The following is a 14,219-nucleotide window of genomic DNA, read 5'->3' on the forward strand; positions in this document are numbered from 1 at the left end:
CCATCGCGGTCCGGAAGCTGCATCAGCAGGCGGGGACCCCCGAATCCACGGGTCCGTCGGTCGGGCGGATCCAGAGGTTGTTGATCACCTTGTACCAAACATTGCTGGTGGCCCCCGTGGGCTGGCCGGTGGTTCCGTCGTAGATGGTGTACGAGGCACCGGTGGTCACGCATTGGACCTGCACCCGGGAGCCCTGGGCCACGAACGTTCCGCCTCCGGCGGCGCAGTTCGCTGGCGTGTCTGAAGCTGAAGTGCCGTTTGTGGGCCATTCACAGGTGCCGGGGCTGGCTGAACCGTTGTCCACCGTGAGGTACTTCGCGGGAGCCGTGCTTCCGGTCGCCGACACAGCCGTGCGCTGTCCGAGGTCGTCTACGACGGTGACTGTGATGGAGATGGACTGGTCGTACCCGTTCCCCGTGGTGACGGATCCTCCCCCGGCGCCCAGCGAGCCCGACTTCCCGTCGGACGACTGGTATTCCAGCGCCACGACCTGGCGTCCGTTGTTGACCACGGCGCCGACATCGAACCTCACCGTCGTGGTGACAGTAACGGGGTTGATGCTCGCGGCGTGCGGCTGGCCGTACGGAGCCACCGCATTGGAGTTGGTGACCGGGCCTTCGTAGGTTGCGCCATCCATGCTGTTCACGGCCCGCACGCCAATGGTGTAGTTGCCGTTATTGGGCACGCCTGTGCGGATGACCCTGTCCGAGGGCACGGTTTGGAAGGCGCTTCCGTTGACCTGGTACTGGTAGCTCGGGGTTGCGCCGTTGCCGGCGGCCGCCCCAAAGGAAAGCTGCACCGCGTTGTCGAGCGGATCGGCACGGACACTGGGAACGGCACCGGGAGTGCCGAATGCGCGGCGGGGGTCCGACGGCGGACTGGCCGCCGAAGTGCCGGCCTTGTTCTTGGCCACCACCGTGAAGGAGTAATCGCTGGTGGAGTTGCTGACTGTCACGGGCACGCTCAACTGGCTGCCGGACACCGTTCTGCTTGCAACGCTGGTTCCTCCCTGAAAGGCATTCACGGTGTACGTGTCGATGGAGGCTCCGTTGTCCGCCGCGGGAGCCCATGACACCACCATGATCGATTCCGAGCCGCCCGAGGTGGAACGGGTGACCGTCGGTTTGCCCGGGGCGCCGGGTACACCGGCAGGGATGACCGTCTCTGAATAGGGGCTCCATTCCGAGGGGTCCGGCGCCTTGTTGGAGGCTTGGATCCTGACTTGGTAGGGCGTCCCGTTCTCCAGGCCCGACCAGTGGTAGGACGTGCCTGTGAGGTTGCTTGCCCGGATGTTTCCGGCGGGTGGCGCCGGTGAGATCTCCAGGTTGTAGCTTTCCACCGGTGAGCCGGGGCTGTTTGGCGGAACCCAGTTCACAGTGAGGGACCGATCGCCAAAAACGAGCGTCGGAGCTGCCGGGGTGTCCGGCTTGGCATCCGGGCGGGCAGGCGCGGAAGCAGGAGACGGCGCGGAGTCGCCCACTTCATTCGTGGCCACCACCGTGAAGGTGTATTCGACATTGTTGGTCAGGCCCGTGAGGGTGCAGGTGGTGGCGGGGCACTGCTGGGAGAACCCTCCGCTGCCGCTGACCTTGTACCCCGTGATCGCTGCACCGTTGTTGGCGGGAGGCGACCAGTTGAGGACAACGGTGCGGTCACGCACCTCGCCGACCGTCGGCGTCGACGGAGCATCCGGTTTGTCCTTGACCGTGAGCCGGATGCGGCCGTCGATTTCGCGTTCGGCGTCCTGGGTCTTGTCCTGGACCCGGTAGCGGACCACCATGGTGCCCACGAACTTCTCTGCGGGCGTGACAGTGACTGCCTCACTGTCCACAGTGGCCGTACCGGTTCCGGTTTCGACGGCGGCGCTGAGGATTTTCAGCGGTGCCTCCGGGAACGGGTTGATGTCGTTGTCCAGCACCTGTACCCGCTGGGACTGTCCGGCCCGGGCACCGGCGATGACGTCGTCGTTGGCCGACGCCAGAGGACGTTTGGACGCAACCACCCGGACGTTCACGGCACTCGCAACAGGGGCGCTGCGCCCGTCCGAGACGGTGACCGGGACCGAGAGTGTGCTGCCCTTGGCTGCGCCATCGACGGTGGCCTTGAAGAGGCTGCCGTCCAGGGCGGCCTTGATCCCGGCAGGCGGCGTGCCTTGCAGCGCGAACGTGAGCTTGTCCTTGTCTCCGTCGTCGATGTCGGAGGCAACGTCGCGCAGCTCCAGGCTGGAGTCCTCGCCGACTGCTGCCTCAAGGATGCTCGAGGGGAACGTTGGAGGATGGTTGCGGGTGGGGTCGGGCAGGACCGTGATGCCGATCGTGAGTACCGACGTGCGCCCGTCAGGGTCGTCGACGCTGGCGCCGTCGGTGACCTCGAGGGAAACAGCCGCCGGGCCGGTGTAGTCGTCCGCAGAGGTGAACACGATGGTGGTGGCGTCCTTCACCAGCGGCGCTCCGTTGGAAGCGACAGCCTGTACCTTCGAGTCTTGGGTGATGCGTGGACTCTTGCCGGGCCGGACAACCACCAGGTCCTGGAGGTTCAGGGTCAGCTGCCGGCCGCTGAGGACTTCCAGCGGGGCAGTGCTCCGCAGCGCGGGTGCCTGCCCTTCGAGGCCGGGAACCAGGATGAACGCCGTCGAACTGAGATTATCGATGTCCGTGACGGTGTACGCGATGATTTGCGGCTGGTCCGCGAGCCGCACGGAAACTTTGCCCGGGGCTGAGATGCCGGCCGTAGGCGCGCCCTCCGGGAAGGTTATCCGCAGTTCACTTGCCACCCCGTCCGGGTCTTCGTCGTTCTTCAGAATGGGAACTTCGATGACGGTCTTGCCCAGGGTCTCGGCGAACGTCACGCGGTCGTCCCGTGCGATGGGCGCCAGGGCGGCGGCATCGCTGCGCACCTGGACCTTAAGGGTGCCGACGGCGGTGCCGCCCCGGCCATCGCTGATCTCGTACCTGACGATCGCCGTCGCGGAGGTGCCCGCAGGCGACGGGGCAGTGAGCTGCACCCGTCCGTCGATGACGTCGGCCTTCAATTCCGCGGCAGCTTCCAGCCGGTTGGCTGCGAGGGTGACGTTGTCGCCGTCGGGATCAGAGTCATTGGCGAGCACGTCCACTGCGACGTGGCGGCCCGGGAGAACGGTGATGCTGTCCTCAACGGCCGTCGGACTCTGGTTGGATCCAGGCGCGGGAGCGATGCCTACCGCCACCAGCGCTGTGGATCGTGCCCCGTACCGGTCCTCAACAACATAGGAGAAGCTGTCTTGCCCGGAGGCGTTCGTCGGCGCCGTGTATTCCACGTAGCTGGCGCCCACCACCGCTGTTCCCTTGCGCGGCGCCTGCTCCAGTCCCACCAAGGTGACCGAGTCGCCGTCGGGATCAATGCCGTCCAAGGGAATGGCGATCCTCGTCGTGTTGCCGGCAACGACCCGACCGGTGACATGCTGGGGAAGCGGCCTGGAGTTCGTGCCCTCTCCCCGAATGTGGATGGTGACCTGCGCCGAGTCTTCCTGCCCGTCCGGGCCGGTGACTGCGTAGATGGCGTGTACCGTTCCGCCTGCTCCGCCTGCCTTGAATCGCAGCACGTCCCCGGATACGGCTAGGAGGCCCTGGGCGGGGTCGATTCCCTGCACGAGGACCGGCTTGAGCTGAAGCTTGGCGCCATTGGGGTGGGAGTCATTGGCGAGGACTGCGATGGTGGAGACGTCGTTCGCCCGGACGGTGATTTCATCCGGGGCCGCCACGGGCGGGACCAGTTTGGCGGGCGCCGGAATGGGCAGGATGGTGACTTCGCCGGTGGCGGAGGCAACGCCGTTGGACACTGTGTAGGTCAGGCTGGTGGGCGCGCTGAGGCCGCGGACATCGGTGATGCGCAGGATGTGGTGGTCCAGGACGGCAACCGAGACCGCTGAGTTCCCGGGCAGGCCCACGGATTGGATGACGAGGACGCCGCCGGCCGGGTCGGAGTCGTTGGCAAGAGCGTCCAGCAGCACTTCGCCGCCCACCGGCAGCAGCGCCAGATCCGCGACGGCCACCGGCTCGCCCTCTCCTCCGGCGGCGTTGACGTCGATCCTGACGAGCCCTTCAGAGCTGTCCGGTCCGTTCGTTACCAGGTACGTCACGTAGTACGTTCCAGGGTTTGTCGCACGGAAGGTGAATGTCCCGGCCTGGTAATCAGGGGTGATGGCCTGTTCCGGAGGTCCTGCCACGCGGGTCAGCCGGAGTCCTTCTCCGGTCGGATCCGTGTCATTTTTCAACGGAGAGACCAGGATGTCCTGCCCCGCGACGCCCGAAACGTGGTCTGCGTTGGCCTTCGGCGGAAGGTTGCCCTTGGCGCGGACGTCCACAACCACCGTGCCCTCGGACTGGTCACGGCCGTCGGAGACAGTGACTGCCACGTCCTTCTTGCCCAGGCTTGCCCCCACGTCCTGGAACGTCAGGAGGCCGTCGGCCCGGGTCCGCACCTGGTCGCCGTCGCTAGTGGCGCGGGCACCCAGCAGCAGCAGGTCGTCGCCGTCGGGGTCCATCCAGTCGGTGAGGACGTTCTGGGAGATGCTCTTGCCCTGTTCCAGAATGATCGTGGGCACCCTTTTTTGCTTCGGCGCCTCGTTGCTGGCAGGGTCCTTGACGGTTAAGGTCACCTTGGCGCCGGCGGTCCCGCCACGGCCGTCACTGGCTTGGTATTGGAACTGCGACGTTCCGGTGGCATCGGCCGGAACCTTCACTTGCAGACCGGTTCCGTTGTATACAGCCTGCACGGTTCCGACGGCGGGGTTGTCGCCTTGGACCTGCGCGGTGAGGACGTCGCCGTCGGGGTCGGAGTCGTTGTCCAGCACCGGCAGGAGGGTGGTCCGGCCGGGGCGGACTCCGAACTGGTCGTCAACAGCGGAGGGCGGCCGGTTCTCTTTGGTGCGGTCCGGGAGGGTATTCACCGGGTTGTCATCAGCCGCCGGTTCGTCCTGGTCCTCGGTCTTGTCCGGCGGCGGAATGATGTCGTCCCAGTTGGCTACAAGCCTCATGTTCTCGGTGACCAGCCAGATGTTGCCCGTGGTGACATCGTTGAGGACCACGAGGTCCCGGTTTACCCGGAAGACGAGGTTGGACCGGGCACTTGCGCCCGGGATGTCGGCCCTGCTGCTATTGGCGGGGTTCGTGCATTCGCGGAGGTATTTGCCTGCGCCGGACCAGGCCGCATAGACGCAATCGTTGACGTGGACCGGAGTGGCAGGGGTTCCGGAGGTTCCGAGTTCGACAATGGTTGCGGCCGAGCCGTCCAGAGGCTGCTTGATGAGGCCCGTCTTCGTGGCGACGGCGACGAAGCCGGCGGAGGGCCCGCTTTGCTGCAGTTTTGCGTCCTTGGCGTCGGGCAACTGCGCCTGGCGGCCGCCGGGAAGGTGGAGTGTTCCGTTCCCGGGGTCGAATAGGACTGGCTTGTCCCCCACTGCGGCGATCTGCAGGTCCTCGACGTCGCGGATGGCCCCGTATTGGACGGAGTCCCGGGAGTCCACTCCACCGGTTGCATTCACCCTGAGGGAGGTCACCTCCCCGCGTGCGGGATCCGCGGCGTGGACGACGTCGTCAGTTCCGACTGTCGCGACGATTCCCTGGGCGTCGGTAACCACGGGTTCCTGGGTGTCGTAGTCGATGGAACCCAGCATGTTGCTCTGCGTCACCCAGAGACGGCCCGAGCTCGGATCAGCCAGGGCAACCGCTTTTACCCCGAAGGCCGGGACCGGGGTTCCCGGAAGCTGCTGGGGTTGTTCGAGAGTGACGCTGGAGACCTTGACCCTGCCCAAGGAGGCATTGCCGCGGTCCGAGACGAGCACACTGCTGCTGTGCTGGAGGACATCGAAGTCGCCACTGGCTGCCATGAGGCCGCCGTCCAGGGTTTTCGACTGGAAGTTCAGGTGGCCCACAAGGTTCTTGCCGGAATTGGTCACCCACACACCGCCGTCGTTCAGGTCTACATGCGTGCTGGTGAACCCCGGGTGGATAACTGCCGTTGCAACAAGCAGTCCAACTGCGGAAAACGTTGTTGCCGCTGCCAGTGCCCGTTGTTTGGCGCGCACCCATGAACGAAGCCGCATCTGTCCCCCAGTCTCATAATTAGCCCGAAGCCAATATACGCGGGTCTCACCCCACGTATGTGCCGAGAGCGACAACAGTACGGTCCCGGGGGTGATCCAGCCTGGGGTACCAGTTCCGATGCTGAGTGGTCCTGCTGGGGCATTTGGCGGTTGGCTGTTATGGCGCCACCGCCTACGGTGGCGGTAGCTTTGGAATACTTTTCCTAGGAAGCAGCCGAGGTGCCGGAGGTACCGCTGATGCAAGGGTTGTCCACTTCATTGGTTCTGATCGCCTTGCTGGCTGTCGCTGCGCCCCTTGCGGCCCGCTTTCTTGACCGTGTGGTTAAGGTGCCGATCGTGGTGTTCGAGATTGTCCTCGGAATCCTGCTCGGCCCCAGCCTGTTGGGGTGGATACAGTCCACCGAGTTCACGGATACGCTGGCCGAATTCGGGCTGGCCATGCTCTTCTTCGTTGCCGGCAACGAGATTGATTTCGCCCTGATCCGCGGCCGGCCCGCCAACCGTGCGTCTGCTGGCTGGGTAATCTCCTTGGCGGCAGGCATTGGTGCTGGCCTCCTCCTGGCCCCCACACCGGAGGCTGCCGTGATCATCGGCGTCGCATTGTGCTCCACAGCTTTGGGCGCGCTGCTGCCTATCCTTCGCGACGCCGGCGAATCGAAATCCCCGATCGGCATCGCGGTCACCGCACTGGGTGCGGCCGGTGAGTTTGGTCCTCTGGTTGCGATCTCACTGTTCTTTAGTGGCAGGCAGTTGGGACCGGCAACAGCAGTACTTCTCGGGTTTGTTCTCCTGACCGGCCTGGCGATTTATCTCGCCTCCCGCGCACGGCACTCACTGCTCCACTCCCAGGTCACCAGGACCCTCCACACCAGCGGCCAGTTCGCCGTCCGGTCCATCATGTTTATCCTCAGCGTGCTCGTTGTGCTGAGCATGGTTCTGGGACTCGACATGCTGCTGGGTGCATTTGCCGCCGGAGTCCTCTGGAAGGTTGCCATCGCGCGCGCTCCCGAACAGGACCGGAAGGTCATCGAGACAAAAATCGACGCCATCGCGTTCGGGTTCCTGGTGCCGATCTTCTTTATCGACACCGGAATAGACTTCGACCTACGCGCCCTCACTGCAAGCCCGGCCGCTCTCGGGCTGGTACCGCTGTTCCTGCTCCTCCTGCTGATCATCCGTGGCCTGCCGTCGTTGCTCGCGGCTCCCCCCAACTCCAGCCCAGCCAATAAGCGGGCCGTCATGCTGTTTGGGGCAACGGGATTGCCGATTATCGTAGCGGTGACAGGCATCGGGCGGGACGAGGGGCTGATCTCAGGCGGAATCGCATCGGCACTCGTTGGAGCAGGAATGCTCTCGGTACTCCTGTTTCCGCTGCTCGCTCTCCGCCAGCATCAACGCAGACCATCGGGACGCCAACGCGGCACCAGGAAATCCCCTAGGAGACCGGACCAGGCCGACGTCGCCGGTGGTGCATCAAAGTGAGCCTCTGGTCCAAAAACCGCGGGAGGCCCTCACTAAACGTGCCGAGCTCATAGAACCCTGCCTTCGTCAGGCGGCGGCCGATTCAGTGTCCGGGGCCTTCGGTGCGGTGATGCCGCTGCATACGAGGGCGATCTCAAGGTCGGCCATGTCCAGCAAACGCCGCCCGCCGGTCAGCTCGTCCAGGATCCAGAACAGGCCGTGGTCCGGGACCCGCTCGGTCACGCATCCGCGGTGAACGAGGGCACCCTTGTGCCGGGCGACGATGAAATCCCCGGCAGCGAGTTCATGGCAGGTGCCCACAACAGTTTCTTCACTCATGGTCATGAGTCGCATCCTTTCCGAAGCGTTCCGCTCTCACAGAGTGCACGTTCAAGGTTGCACGAAAGTTTCCGCCGCATGATTTGTTCGTGCCCGGGCCCGGGCCGCGCAAACCCTAAGGAAGCTGATGGACGCCTGCGGCGGCTTCTTTGAATCGTTACATTCCTTGACTCGCCCTCACTCATGGTCCAGACTTGGATCGCAGAAAGCGTTTTCTGGATTGCCGCGGATCCACGGCGCTCATGGTAGTAGCGGGCAGGAACGGAGATCCATTGAGAACACCATCGGGCACCGCCGCCGAGCCGGTTCGCCCATCGTACGGAACCGCTACCTGATGGGCCTCTCCCCCACCGAAGCAATCCCTCCCATTACGTGCCAGGGCGAACTCCAGGCTGCCGGCCTGCTGACCGACGGGCTCTCGCCCTGCCTCACGGCGTCGCGGTATCCGGTGTTTGGCTGGCAACTGAGCCAGCCGGAGGGCGCCGGGCCCGCCGTTGCCCGGCAGACAGGCTACGACATCGCCGTCGAGGACGCGGCAGGCGCCGAGGTCTGGTATTCCGGGCCCGTCCCGTCGTCGCGCCAATCCGGGATCCCCTACGGTGGACCTGGCCTGGCCCAGGACGCGGATTACAGCTGGCGTGTACGCGTGAGTGACGCCGCCGGGAACCCCGGCCCCTGGTCCGACGCGGCGGTTCTCAGTACCGGACTTTCGGACAGCGGGTGGGGCGCCCACTGGATCCACGGGGCGGCAGGCGGTCGGGCTCCGCTGGACGTCCTGAACGGTGCCCTTCGTGTTGCGGGCTCGCCGTACCTTCCCGTCCCTTGCAGGCCCGTCCGGCAGTTCACTCTGGCGGCTCGACTCCGGCCGGTGATGGGGTGGGCCGGCCTGCTTCTCCGCAGCAGCGGCCCAGGCACAGGACTATTGCTGGAACTGAACACGGCGGGCAGCGTTGTGCTCCGCCGTGCCCCGGCCTGGGAAATCCCCGCCCCTGCTACTCCCGACACCGAAGTCCTGGCCAGCGCGCAGCTGGAACGCGACGCCGTGGCCAGCCAGGAGCGACTGCCCGGCAAGGACCTGCTCCCGGGCACGTGGCAGGACCTTACGGTCACCGACGACGGCGTCAGCATCAGCGTTAGCCTCGACGGCGTTGAGCTGCTTACCGTAGCTGAACCCTCCCCTGCCGGAATGGAGGGATCGCTGGCACTCCACCAGGGACCCCGCAGCCAGGCCGAGTACGCCACCTTGCGCGTCACCGCAGCCAGGCTAACACCTGACGCTGCTCCCACACGCACCGCGGATGCCATCAGCTGCATGGTGCTCCTGGACCACAGGTTCGACGACGGACCGGAGGAAGCCCGTGCCGTCCTGAGCCACTGGGCGTGCACCACGGCTCACCGGCAGCCCGATGAATGGACGCTCTTCCGCACCACTATCCGGCTCACCGGTTCGGTTGCCCGTGCGCGTCTTTTCGCCGCAGCCAGCCATCACGCCCAGCTTGCCGTGAATGGCACCTCCTGCCTCCGCACCACCTCCTTCAGCTACCCCGGCGAGGGATATTACGACGCCGCCGACGTCACCGCGCTCCTCGCAGCCCGCACACCGGAAGACTCACCTTCGCGGCCCGGCCAAGCGACAGAGCCCGTCCAGCAGCAGCCCGCGGAGGTTTCGCTCACGGCCCTCCTGCACTGGTACGGCCCCGGCCAGGGCAGGGCCGCCAGCCTTCCCGGCCTACTGGTCCGCCTCAGCGTTGATTACACCGACGACCGCCGCGAGATCTTTAGCTCCGGCCCGGACTGGACAGCCACCGAGGCCCCATATCGCCAGGCGGGCTACCGGAACGACGAAGGCGATCCCGTCGAGCACCTCGACGGCCAGGCCGCGGCAGCCCTCGAGGCCTGCCAGGACGGGCCGCCGGCCCTGAGCTACGGCCCCCACCCTGTCCCGGAATTTCCGGCGCTGCACCCCCGGCGCACTTTCCTGTCCGGGACTTTTGTTGCCCCGGAGGCCTTCGTGAAGGCGGCCGACGGAACGCTGGTGGCGGACTTCGGCCGGGTCATCCCGGCGCGCCCGGAACTGGACTTCCGCGCCGGCGTGGCCGGGCGGACCGTGACGATCAGGGCCGGCTACTCCCTGGACGCGGACGGCAGGGTGGACAGGGCTAAAACGGCCAGCCAGAACACCGACATGTCCTTCCCCTATACCCAAGCCGAGGGCCCGCAGCAGTTCCGCGCCAGCGTGCACCTGGGCTTCCGGTACTTGGAAGTGCCCGGCGTGGAGGCGTCGGACCTGTCCCGGGTGGGCGCCGTCGTCGTCCATGGCCGGCACCCGCAGGAGGGGAGCTTCAGCAGCTCGGACCCCACATTGGATGCCGTGTTCGGGCTGCTGCGCGATTCGGCACTGTACGGGGTCCAGGAGCAGTTCGTGGATACGCCCACGCGGGAGAAAGGCCAGTTTTTGGCCGACGCCGTCAACATCTCCTACGCCACCATGGCCCTGTTTGGCGAGCACGCCTACACGGCTCAGGCCCTGCGGGAGTTCGGCTGGTCGGCGGCGCGCTACTGGACCGCCGGCGAGGACCGGGGGCGGTACAACGCGGTCTACCCCAACGGCGACGGGAAAAGGGACATCCCCGATTTCTCGCTCATGATGCCGGAATGGGCCGAGGAATACCACCTGCGGACCGGAGACCTCGCGCTCGTGACGGAACTGCTCCCGCACCTCCGGAACACCGCCGACTACGCGCTGCGGTATCTCGCGACGGAAGGCCCGACGGCGGGTCTGGTCACCGAACTCGGCGGCGGCTCCGGCCCGTACCTCCACGGCATCGTGGACTGGCCCGCCCCCGGCCGCTTCGGCTACGACATGCAGTGCGCTGTCAAGACCACCGTCAACGCCCAGGCCTACTCGGCCCTCATATCCACGGCGCGGCTTTGCAGCGTCGCCGGCCAGGAGGACGCAGCCGTGCGGTACGCCGGCCATGCCACTGCCCTCGCGGAAACCATCCGCATCCGCCTGCGCGTGGATGGCGTGATGGTGGACGGACTGCACGCCGACGGAACACCCAGTGCCCACGCCTCCCAGCACGCAACGTCCTTCCCGCTGTCCCTCGGGATCACCGATCCTGCGCACGCTGGTGCCGATGCGCACAGGATCGCCGGCCAGGGCATGCGCCAGGGACCCATGACCGTGCACCGGCTGGTGCGGGCCCTGCTGTCCGAAGGCCTCACGGACGCCGCCCTTGACCTGCTCACCAACCCAGGCCAGCCCGGCTGGGCGCGGCTCCTCGACCAAGGCGCCAGCTTCACCTGGGAAGCCTGGGAACTGGAGGACGGCACCGACTACAGCCAGTCCCACGCCTGGTCCGCCTCTGTAGTCAAGGAAATCCTGGAGTCCCTGCTCGGCGTGCGCGTGACTGTTCCCGGCGGCAGCGAGCTGCTGATCGAACCGCCGGACTGCAGGCTCGAGCACGCCAAGGGAAGGCTCCCCCTACCCAACGGCACCATCAACGCCGCGTGGCGGCGGACCGCCGCGGGAACCCAGCAAGAATGCACGGTACCCGCCGGCGTCACGGCGACCGTCCGGCTCCCCGCCGGCACCTACGGAATCCAGGGGCCGACGGCGGGACCCGCCGTCGTGCGTTCCAGCACGGCTTCGATCGACAGACCTGCGTCGCGTGACTTCCGGGTCCACGCAGGAACCTGGACCTTCACGCCGACCGACAAATCCTGAGAGCGGCGGGTTGGCGGGCTAGAAACCACAACGACGACGCGTCGTCGAGGAACCTGCAGCGGTGTCGACGAAGGTGCAGAATATCCGTATGAGCGATGGTTCGGGTTTCCCTGCTCTCGACGCGTCCGGCCTGGATCAGGCAGCGGGCCGACTCCAAGAGGCCGGCGTCCGACTGGTCATCGGATCAGTGGTGAATGCCGCCGGAATCACGCTTGCCAAGAGTGTCCCGGTGGCCCGGCTTGGCTCGTTCCACCGGGCCGGCATGGGTGCCGCTCCGGTCTGGCATGTGTTCTGCATCGACGGCGGAATCGCCTTCACGGACAGCATCAGCGCCGTTGGCGACCTGCGCCTGAGGATCGATCCCAACGGGGTGCGCAGTCTCGGCGGAGGCCTGGCGTGGGCGCCCGCGGACATGTTCCTTCAGGACGGGAGCCGGGATCCGGCCTGTACGCGTGGCACGCTGGCCCGCGTCCAGGAGCGGGCCGCGAACGCCGGCTATCGGGCAGTGGTGGGCCACGAGCTGGAGTTCGTTCTCGTGGCCGCCGACGGGACGGCGCTCGACGACGCCCCCTGGGCTCCGTATGGGCTGACCGGTTTGCTTGACCGGGAGCAATTCCTGGCCGAGTTGCTGGCCGCCATGGACGATTCGGGTGTTCAGGTTGAACAGCTTCACGCTGAATACGGCCGCAACCAGTTTGAGATCTCCCTTGCGCCGGGGGAGCCGCTCGAAGCAGCGGACACTGTGGTGCTGGCAAAGATCATTGTCGGTCGGGTGGCCCGTGCGCACAAGCTGCAGGCCTCCTTCTCTCCCGCGCCCTTCCCCGGCTCGGTCGGCAATGGCGCCCACCAGCACTTCTCCTTCTCCCGTGGCGGGGCGCCCCTCTTCAGCGGCGGTGCCGGTCCGCATGGCATCACCGAGGAGGGCGGGGCCGCGATCGGCGGAATCATCCAAGGGCTTCCCGAGGTGCAGGGAGTGCTCACCGGTTCGATCCTGTCCGGCATCAGGCTGGCGCCCGGAGCATGGTCGGGCGCCTTCTTGTGTTGGGGCCTGGAAAACCGTGAAGCATCCGTCCGTTTCGTCGAAGGCGGTGCGGGCAACCCCTACGGGGCGAGCGTCGAAGTCAAGGTCATTGACCCGTCCGCCAACGTGTACCTGGCATCCGCCGCCATCCTGGCCCTCGCACTCGAGGGCATTGCCATTGGAAGCCGCCTGCCCGATGAAGTCGCCGGCGACCCAAGCCGCCTCACCGCGGCCGAAAGGGAGGCCGCAGGGATCGGCACCGTCTCGGACTCACCGGCGGCCATCATCACGGCCCTGGACAACTCCGCGTACGCCCGTAGGCTGCTGGGCAACGAGGTGGTCGACGCCACCGTTGCGGTGCGGCGCCATGAGCAGGAGACGCACGGGGCCAGGGACCCCAAGGAACTCGCGGCCCTCTTCCGCCTGGCCTGGTCGATCTGATGGCGGAGTCGTTCGCCGGATTTGTCGAAGCCGTGCGGCTCATCGACCATCACGTGCACGGCGCGTATGCAGTCGACGGCGACGAAGCACGCTTTCAGAATTCGTTAAACGAGGGCAACAGCGAACTCCTCGCAGAACCGTCGGCGGCCTACGACTCCCAGCTGGGTTTCGCCCTCCGCCGCTGGTGCGCCGAGATCATCGACCTGCCCCGGCACGTCACGGCGGAGCTCTACTGGCGCCGCCGCAGCGAACTCGGCGAACTGGAAATCAGCCGACGGATGACTCGGACAGCCGGAGTCAGTCACTGGCTAATCGATGCCGGCTTCAAGACCGGTGCCATGCTCGATCCACCCGGAATGGCGGAAATTACCGGGGCCACGGTCCACGAGATCGTTCGCCTGGAAACCCTCGCCGAAACCCTGATCCAATCGGACCATGATCCGGGCGGCTACGTGGACGCGTTCACCGGGCTGCTGGCCAACCATCCTCAAATTGTCGTGGGGGCGAAGTCGGTTCTTGCCTATCGGGCCGGCTTCAAGCACGACCTCACCCGGCCGGCCGACCGCGAGGTAGCTGAGTCCGCGAAGCTGTGGCGGCAGCGGATCGACTCCGGTGGGGCGGTGCGCCTTGACGACCTTACCCTCATCCGTTTCGGCCTGCACTGCGCCATCTCACTCGGGCTTCCACTCCAGCTCCACGTCGGGTTCGGGGACCGGGAGCTGGACCTTGACCAGGCGAACCCCTTGCTTCTGCTCGACTTTCTCCGGTCGGTGGAGGCCAGCAAGGTCCCCGTCCTGCTCCTGCACTGCTACCCGTTCGAGCGTGAGGCCGGCTATCTCGCCCAGGCCTTTGACAACGTCTACCTCGACGTCGGCTTGGCGGTGAACCACGTCGGAGTCCGAAGCCGGAGCCTCATCGCGCGCTCCTTCGAACTCGCCCCGTTCACTAAAATCCTCTACTCGTCCGATGCCATCGGCCCGGCTGAACTCCACTACCTCGGCGCGCGGCTGTGGCGCAACGCGATCACATCCATCTTCGGCCGGTGGATTGACGATGACGAGTGGTCGGAGGCCGATGCCCGCCGCGTTGTGGAGCTTGTCGCGCGGGACAACGCCCGCAGGGTCTACGGACTGCCATAAAACGCC

6 protein-coding genes are annotated in these 14,219 nt (G+C 66.3%); 4 read left to right on the forward strand and 2 right to left on the reverse strand.

Going from position 1 to position 14,219, the window contains the following annotated elements; all coding sequences use genetic code 11:
- Nucleotides 1-22: 22 nt before the first annotated feature.
- Nucleotides 23-6,064, reverse strand: coding sequence for an Ig-like domain-containing protein (locus AB0N24_RS15250; protein ID WP_364125804.1), 6,042 nt, complete (start codon nucleotides 6,062-6,064; stop codon nucleotides 23-25).
- A 255-nt stretch (nucleotides 6,065-6,319) separates the two neighbouring features.
- Between AB0N24_RS15250 and AB0N24_RS15255 the strand changes: the two genes are divergently transcribed.
- Nucleotides 6,320-7,564, forward strand: a complete 1,245-nt coding sequence (locus tag AB0N24_RS15255) for a cation:proton antiporter (protein ID WP_364125806.1) — start codon at nucleotides 6,320-6,322, stop codon at nucleotides 7,562-7,564.
- A 66-nt stretch (nucleotides 7,565-7,630) separates the two neighbouring features.
- On the opposite strand, the gene AB0N24_RS15260 is transcribed toward AB0N24_RS15255, so the two are convergent.
- Nucleotides 7,631-7,882, reverse strand: a complete 252-nt coding sequence (locus tag AB0N24_RS15260; RefSeq protein ID WP_364125809.1) for a hypothetical protein — start codon at nucleotides 7,880-7,882, stop codon at nucleotides 7,631-7,633.
- Between the two features lie 334 nt (nucleotides 7,883-8,216).
- Between AB0N24_RS15260 and AB0N24_RS15265 the strand changes: the two genes are divergently transcribed.
- From AB0N24_RS15265 to AB0N24_RS15275, 3 genes are all read left to right on the forward strand, one after another.
- Nucleotides 8,217-11,612, forward strand: a complete 3,396-nt coding sequence (locus AB0N24_RS15265; RefSeq protein WP_364125812.1) for a family 78 glycoside hydrolase catalytic domain — start codon at nucleotides 8,217-8,219, stop codon at nucleotides 11,610-11,612.
- An 88-nt stretch (nucleotides 11,613-11,700) separates the two neighbouring features.
- Complete coding sequence (locus AB0N24_RS15270; protein ID WP_364125814.1) at nucleotides 11,701-13,074, forward strand: glutamine synthetase family protein; 1,374 nt, start codon at nucleotides 11,701-11,703, stop codon at nucleotides 13,072-13,074.
- The gene (locus AB0N24_RS15275) at nucleotides 13,074-14,213 is read left to right on the forward strand and encodes an amidohydrolase family protein (protein ID WP_364125816.1); all 1,140 of its coding nucleotides are present in this window, start codon (nucleotides 13,074-13,076) and stop codon (nucleotides 14,211-14,213) included. Before AB0N24_RS15270 ends, AB0N24_RS15275 begins: the two co-directional genes overlap by 1 nt.
- Nucleotides 14,214-14,219: the final 6 nt, after the last annotated feature.

Source organism: Arthrobacter sp. NPDC093128 (genome assembly GCF_040683875.1).
Classification (GTDB): Bacteria; Actinomycetota; Actinomycetes; order Actinomycetales; family Micrococcaceae; genus Arthrobacter.

What these genes read in the sequence shown, in the direction of transcription:
- AB0N24_RS15260 (WP_364125809.1), bottom strand. Translation starts at nt 7,882, where the DNA reads ATGAGTGAAGAAACTGTTGTGGGCACCTGCCATGAACTCGCTGCCGGG.
- AB0N24_RS15270 (WP_364125814.1), top strand. Translation starts at nt 11,701, where the DNA reads ATGAGCGATGGTTCGGGTTTCCCTGCTCTCGACGCGTCCGGCCTGGAT.
- AB0N24_RS15265 (WP_364125812.1), top strand. Translation starts at nt 8,217, where the DNA reads ATGGGCCTCTCCCCCACCGAAGCAATCCCTCCCATTACGTGCCAGGGC.
- AB0N24_RS15275 (WP_364125816.1), top strand. Translation starts at nt 13,074, where the DNA reads ATGGCGGAGTCGTTCGCCGGATTTGTCGAAGCCGTGCGGCTCATCGAC.
- AB0N24_RS15255 (WP_364125806.1), top strand. Translation starts at nt 6,320, where the DNA reads ATGCAAGGGTTGTCCACTTCATTGGTTCTGATCGCCTTGCTGGCTGTC.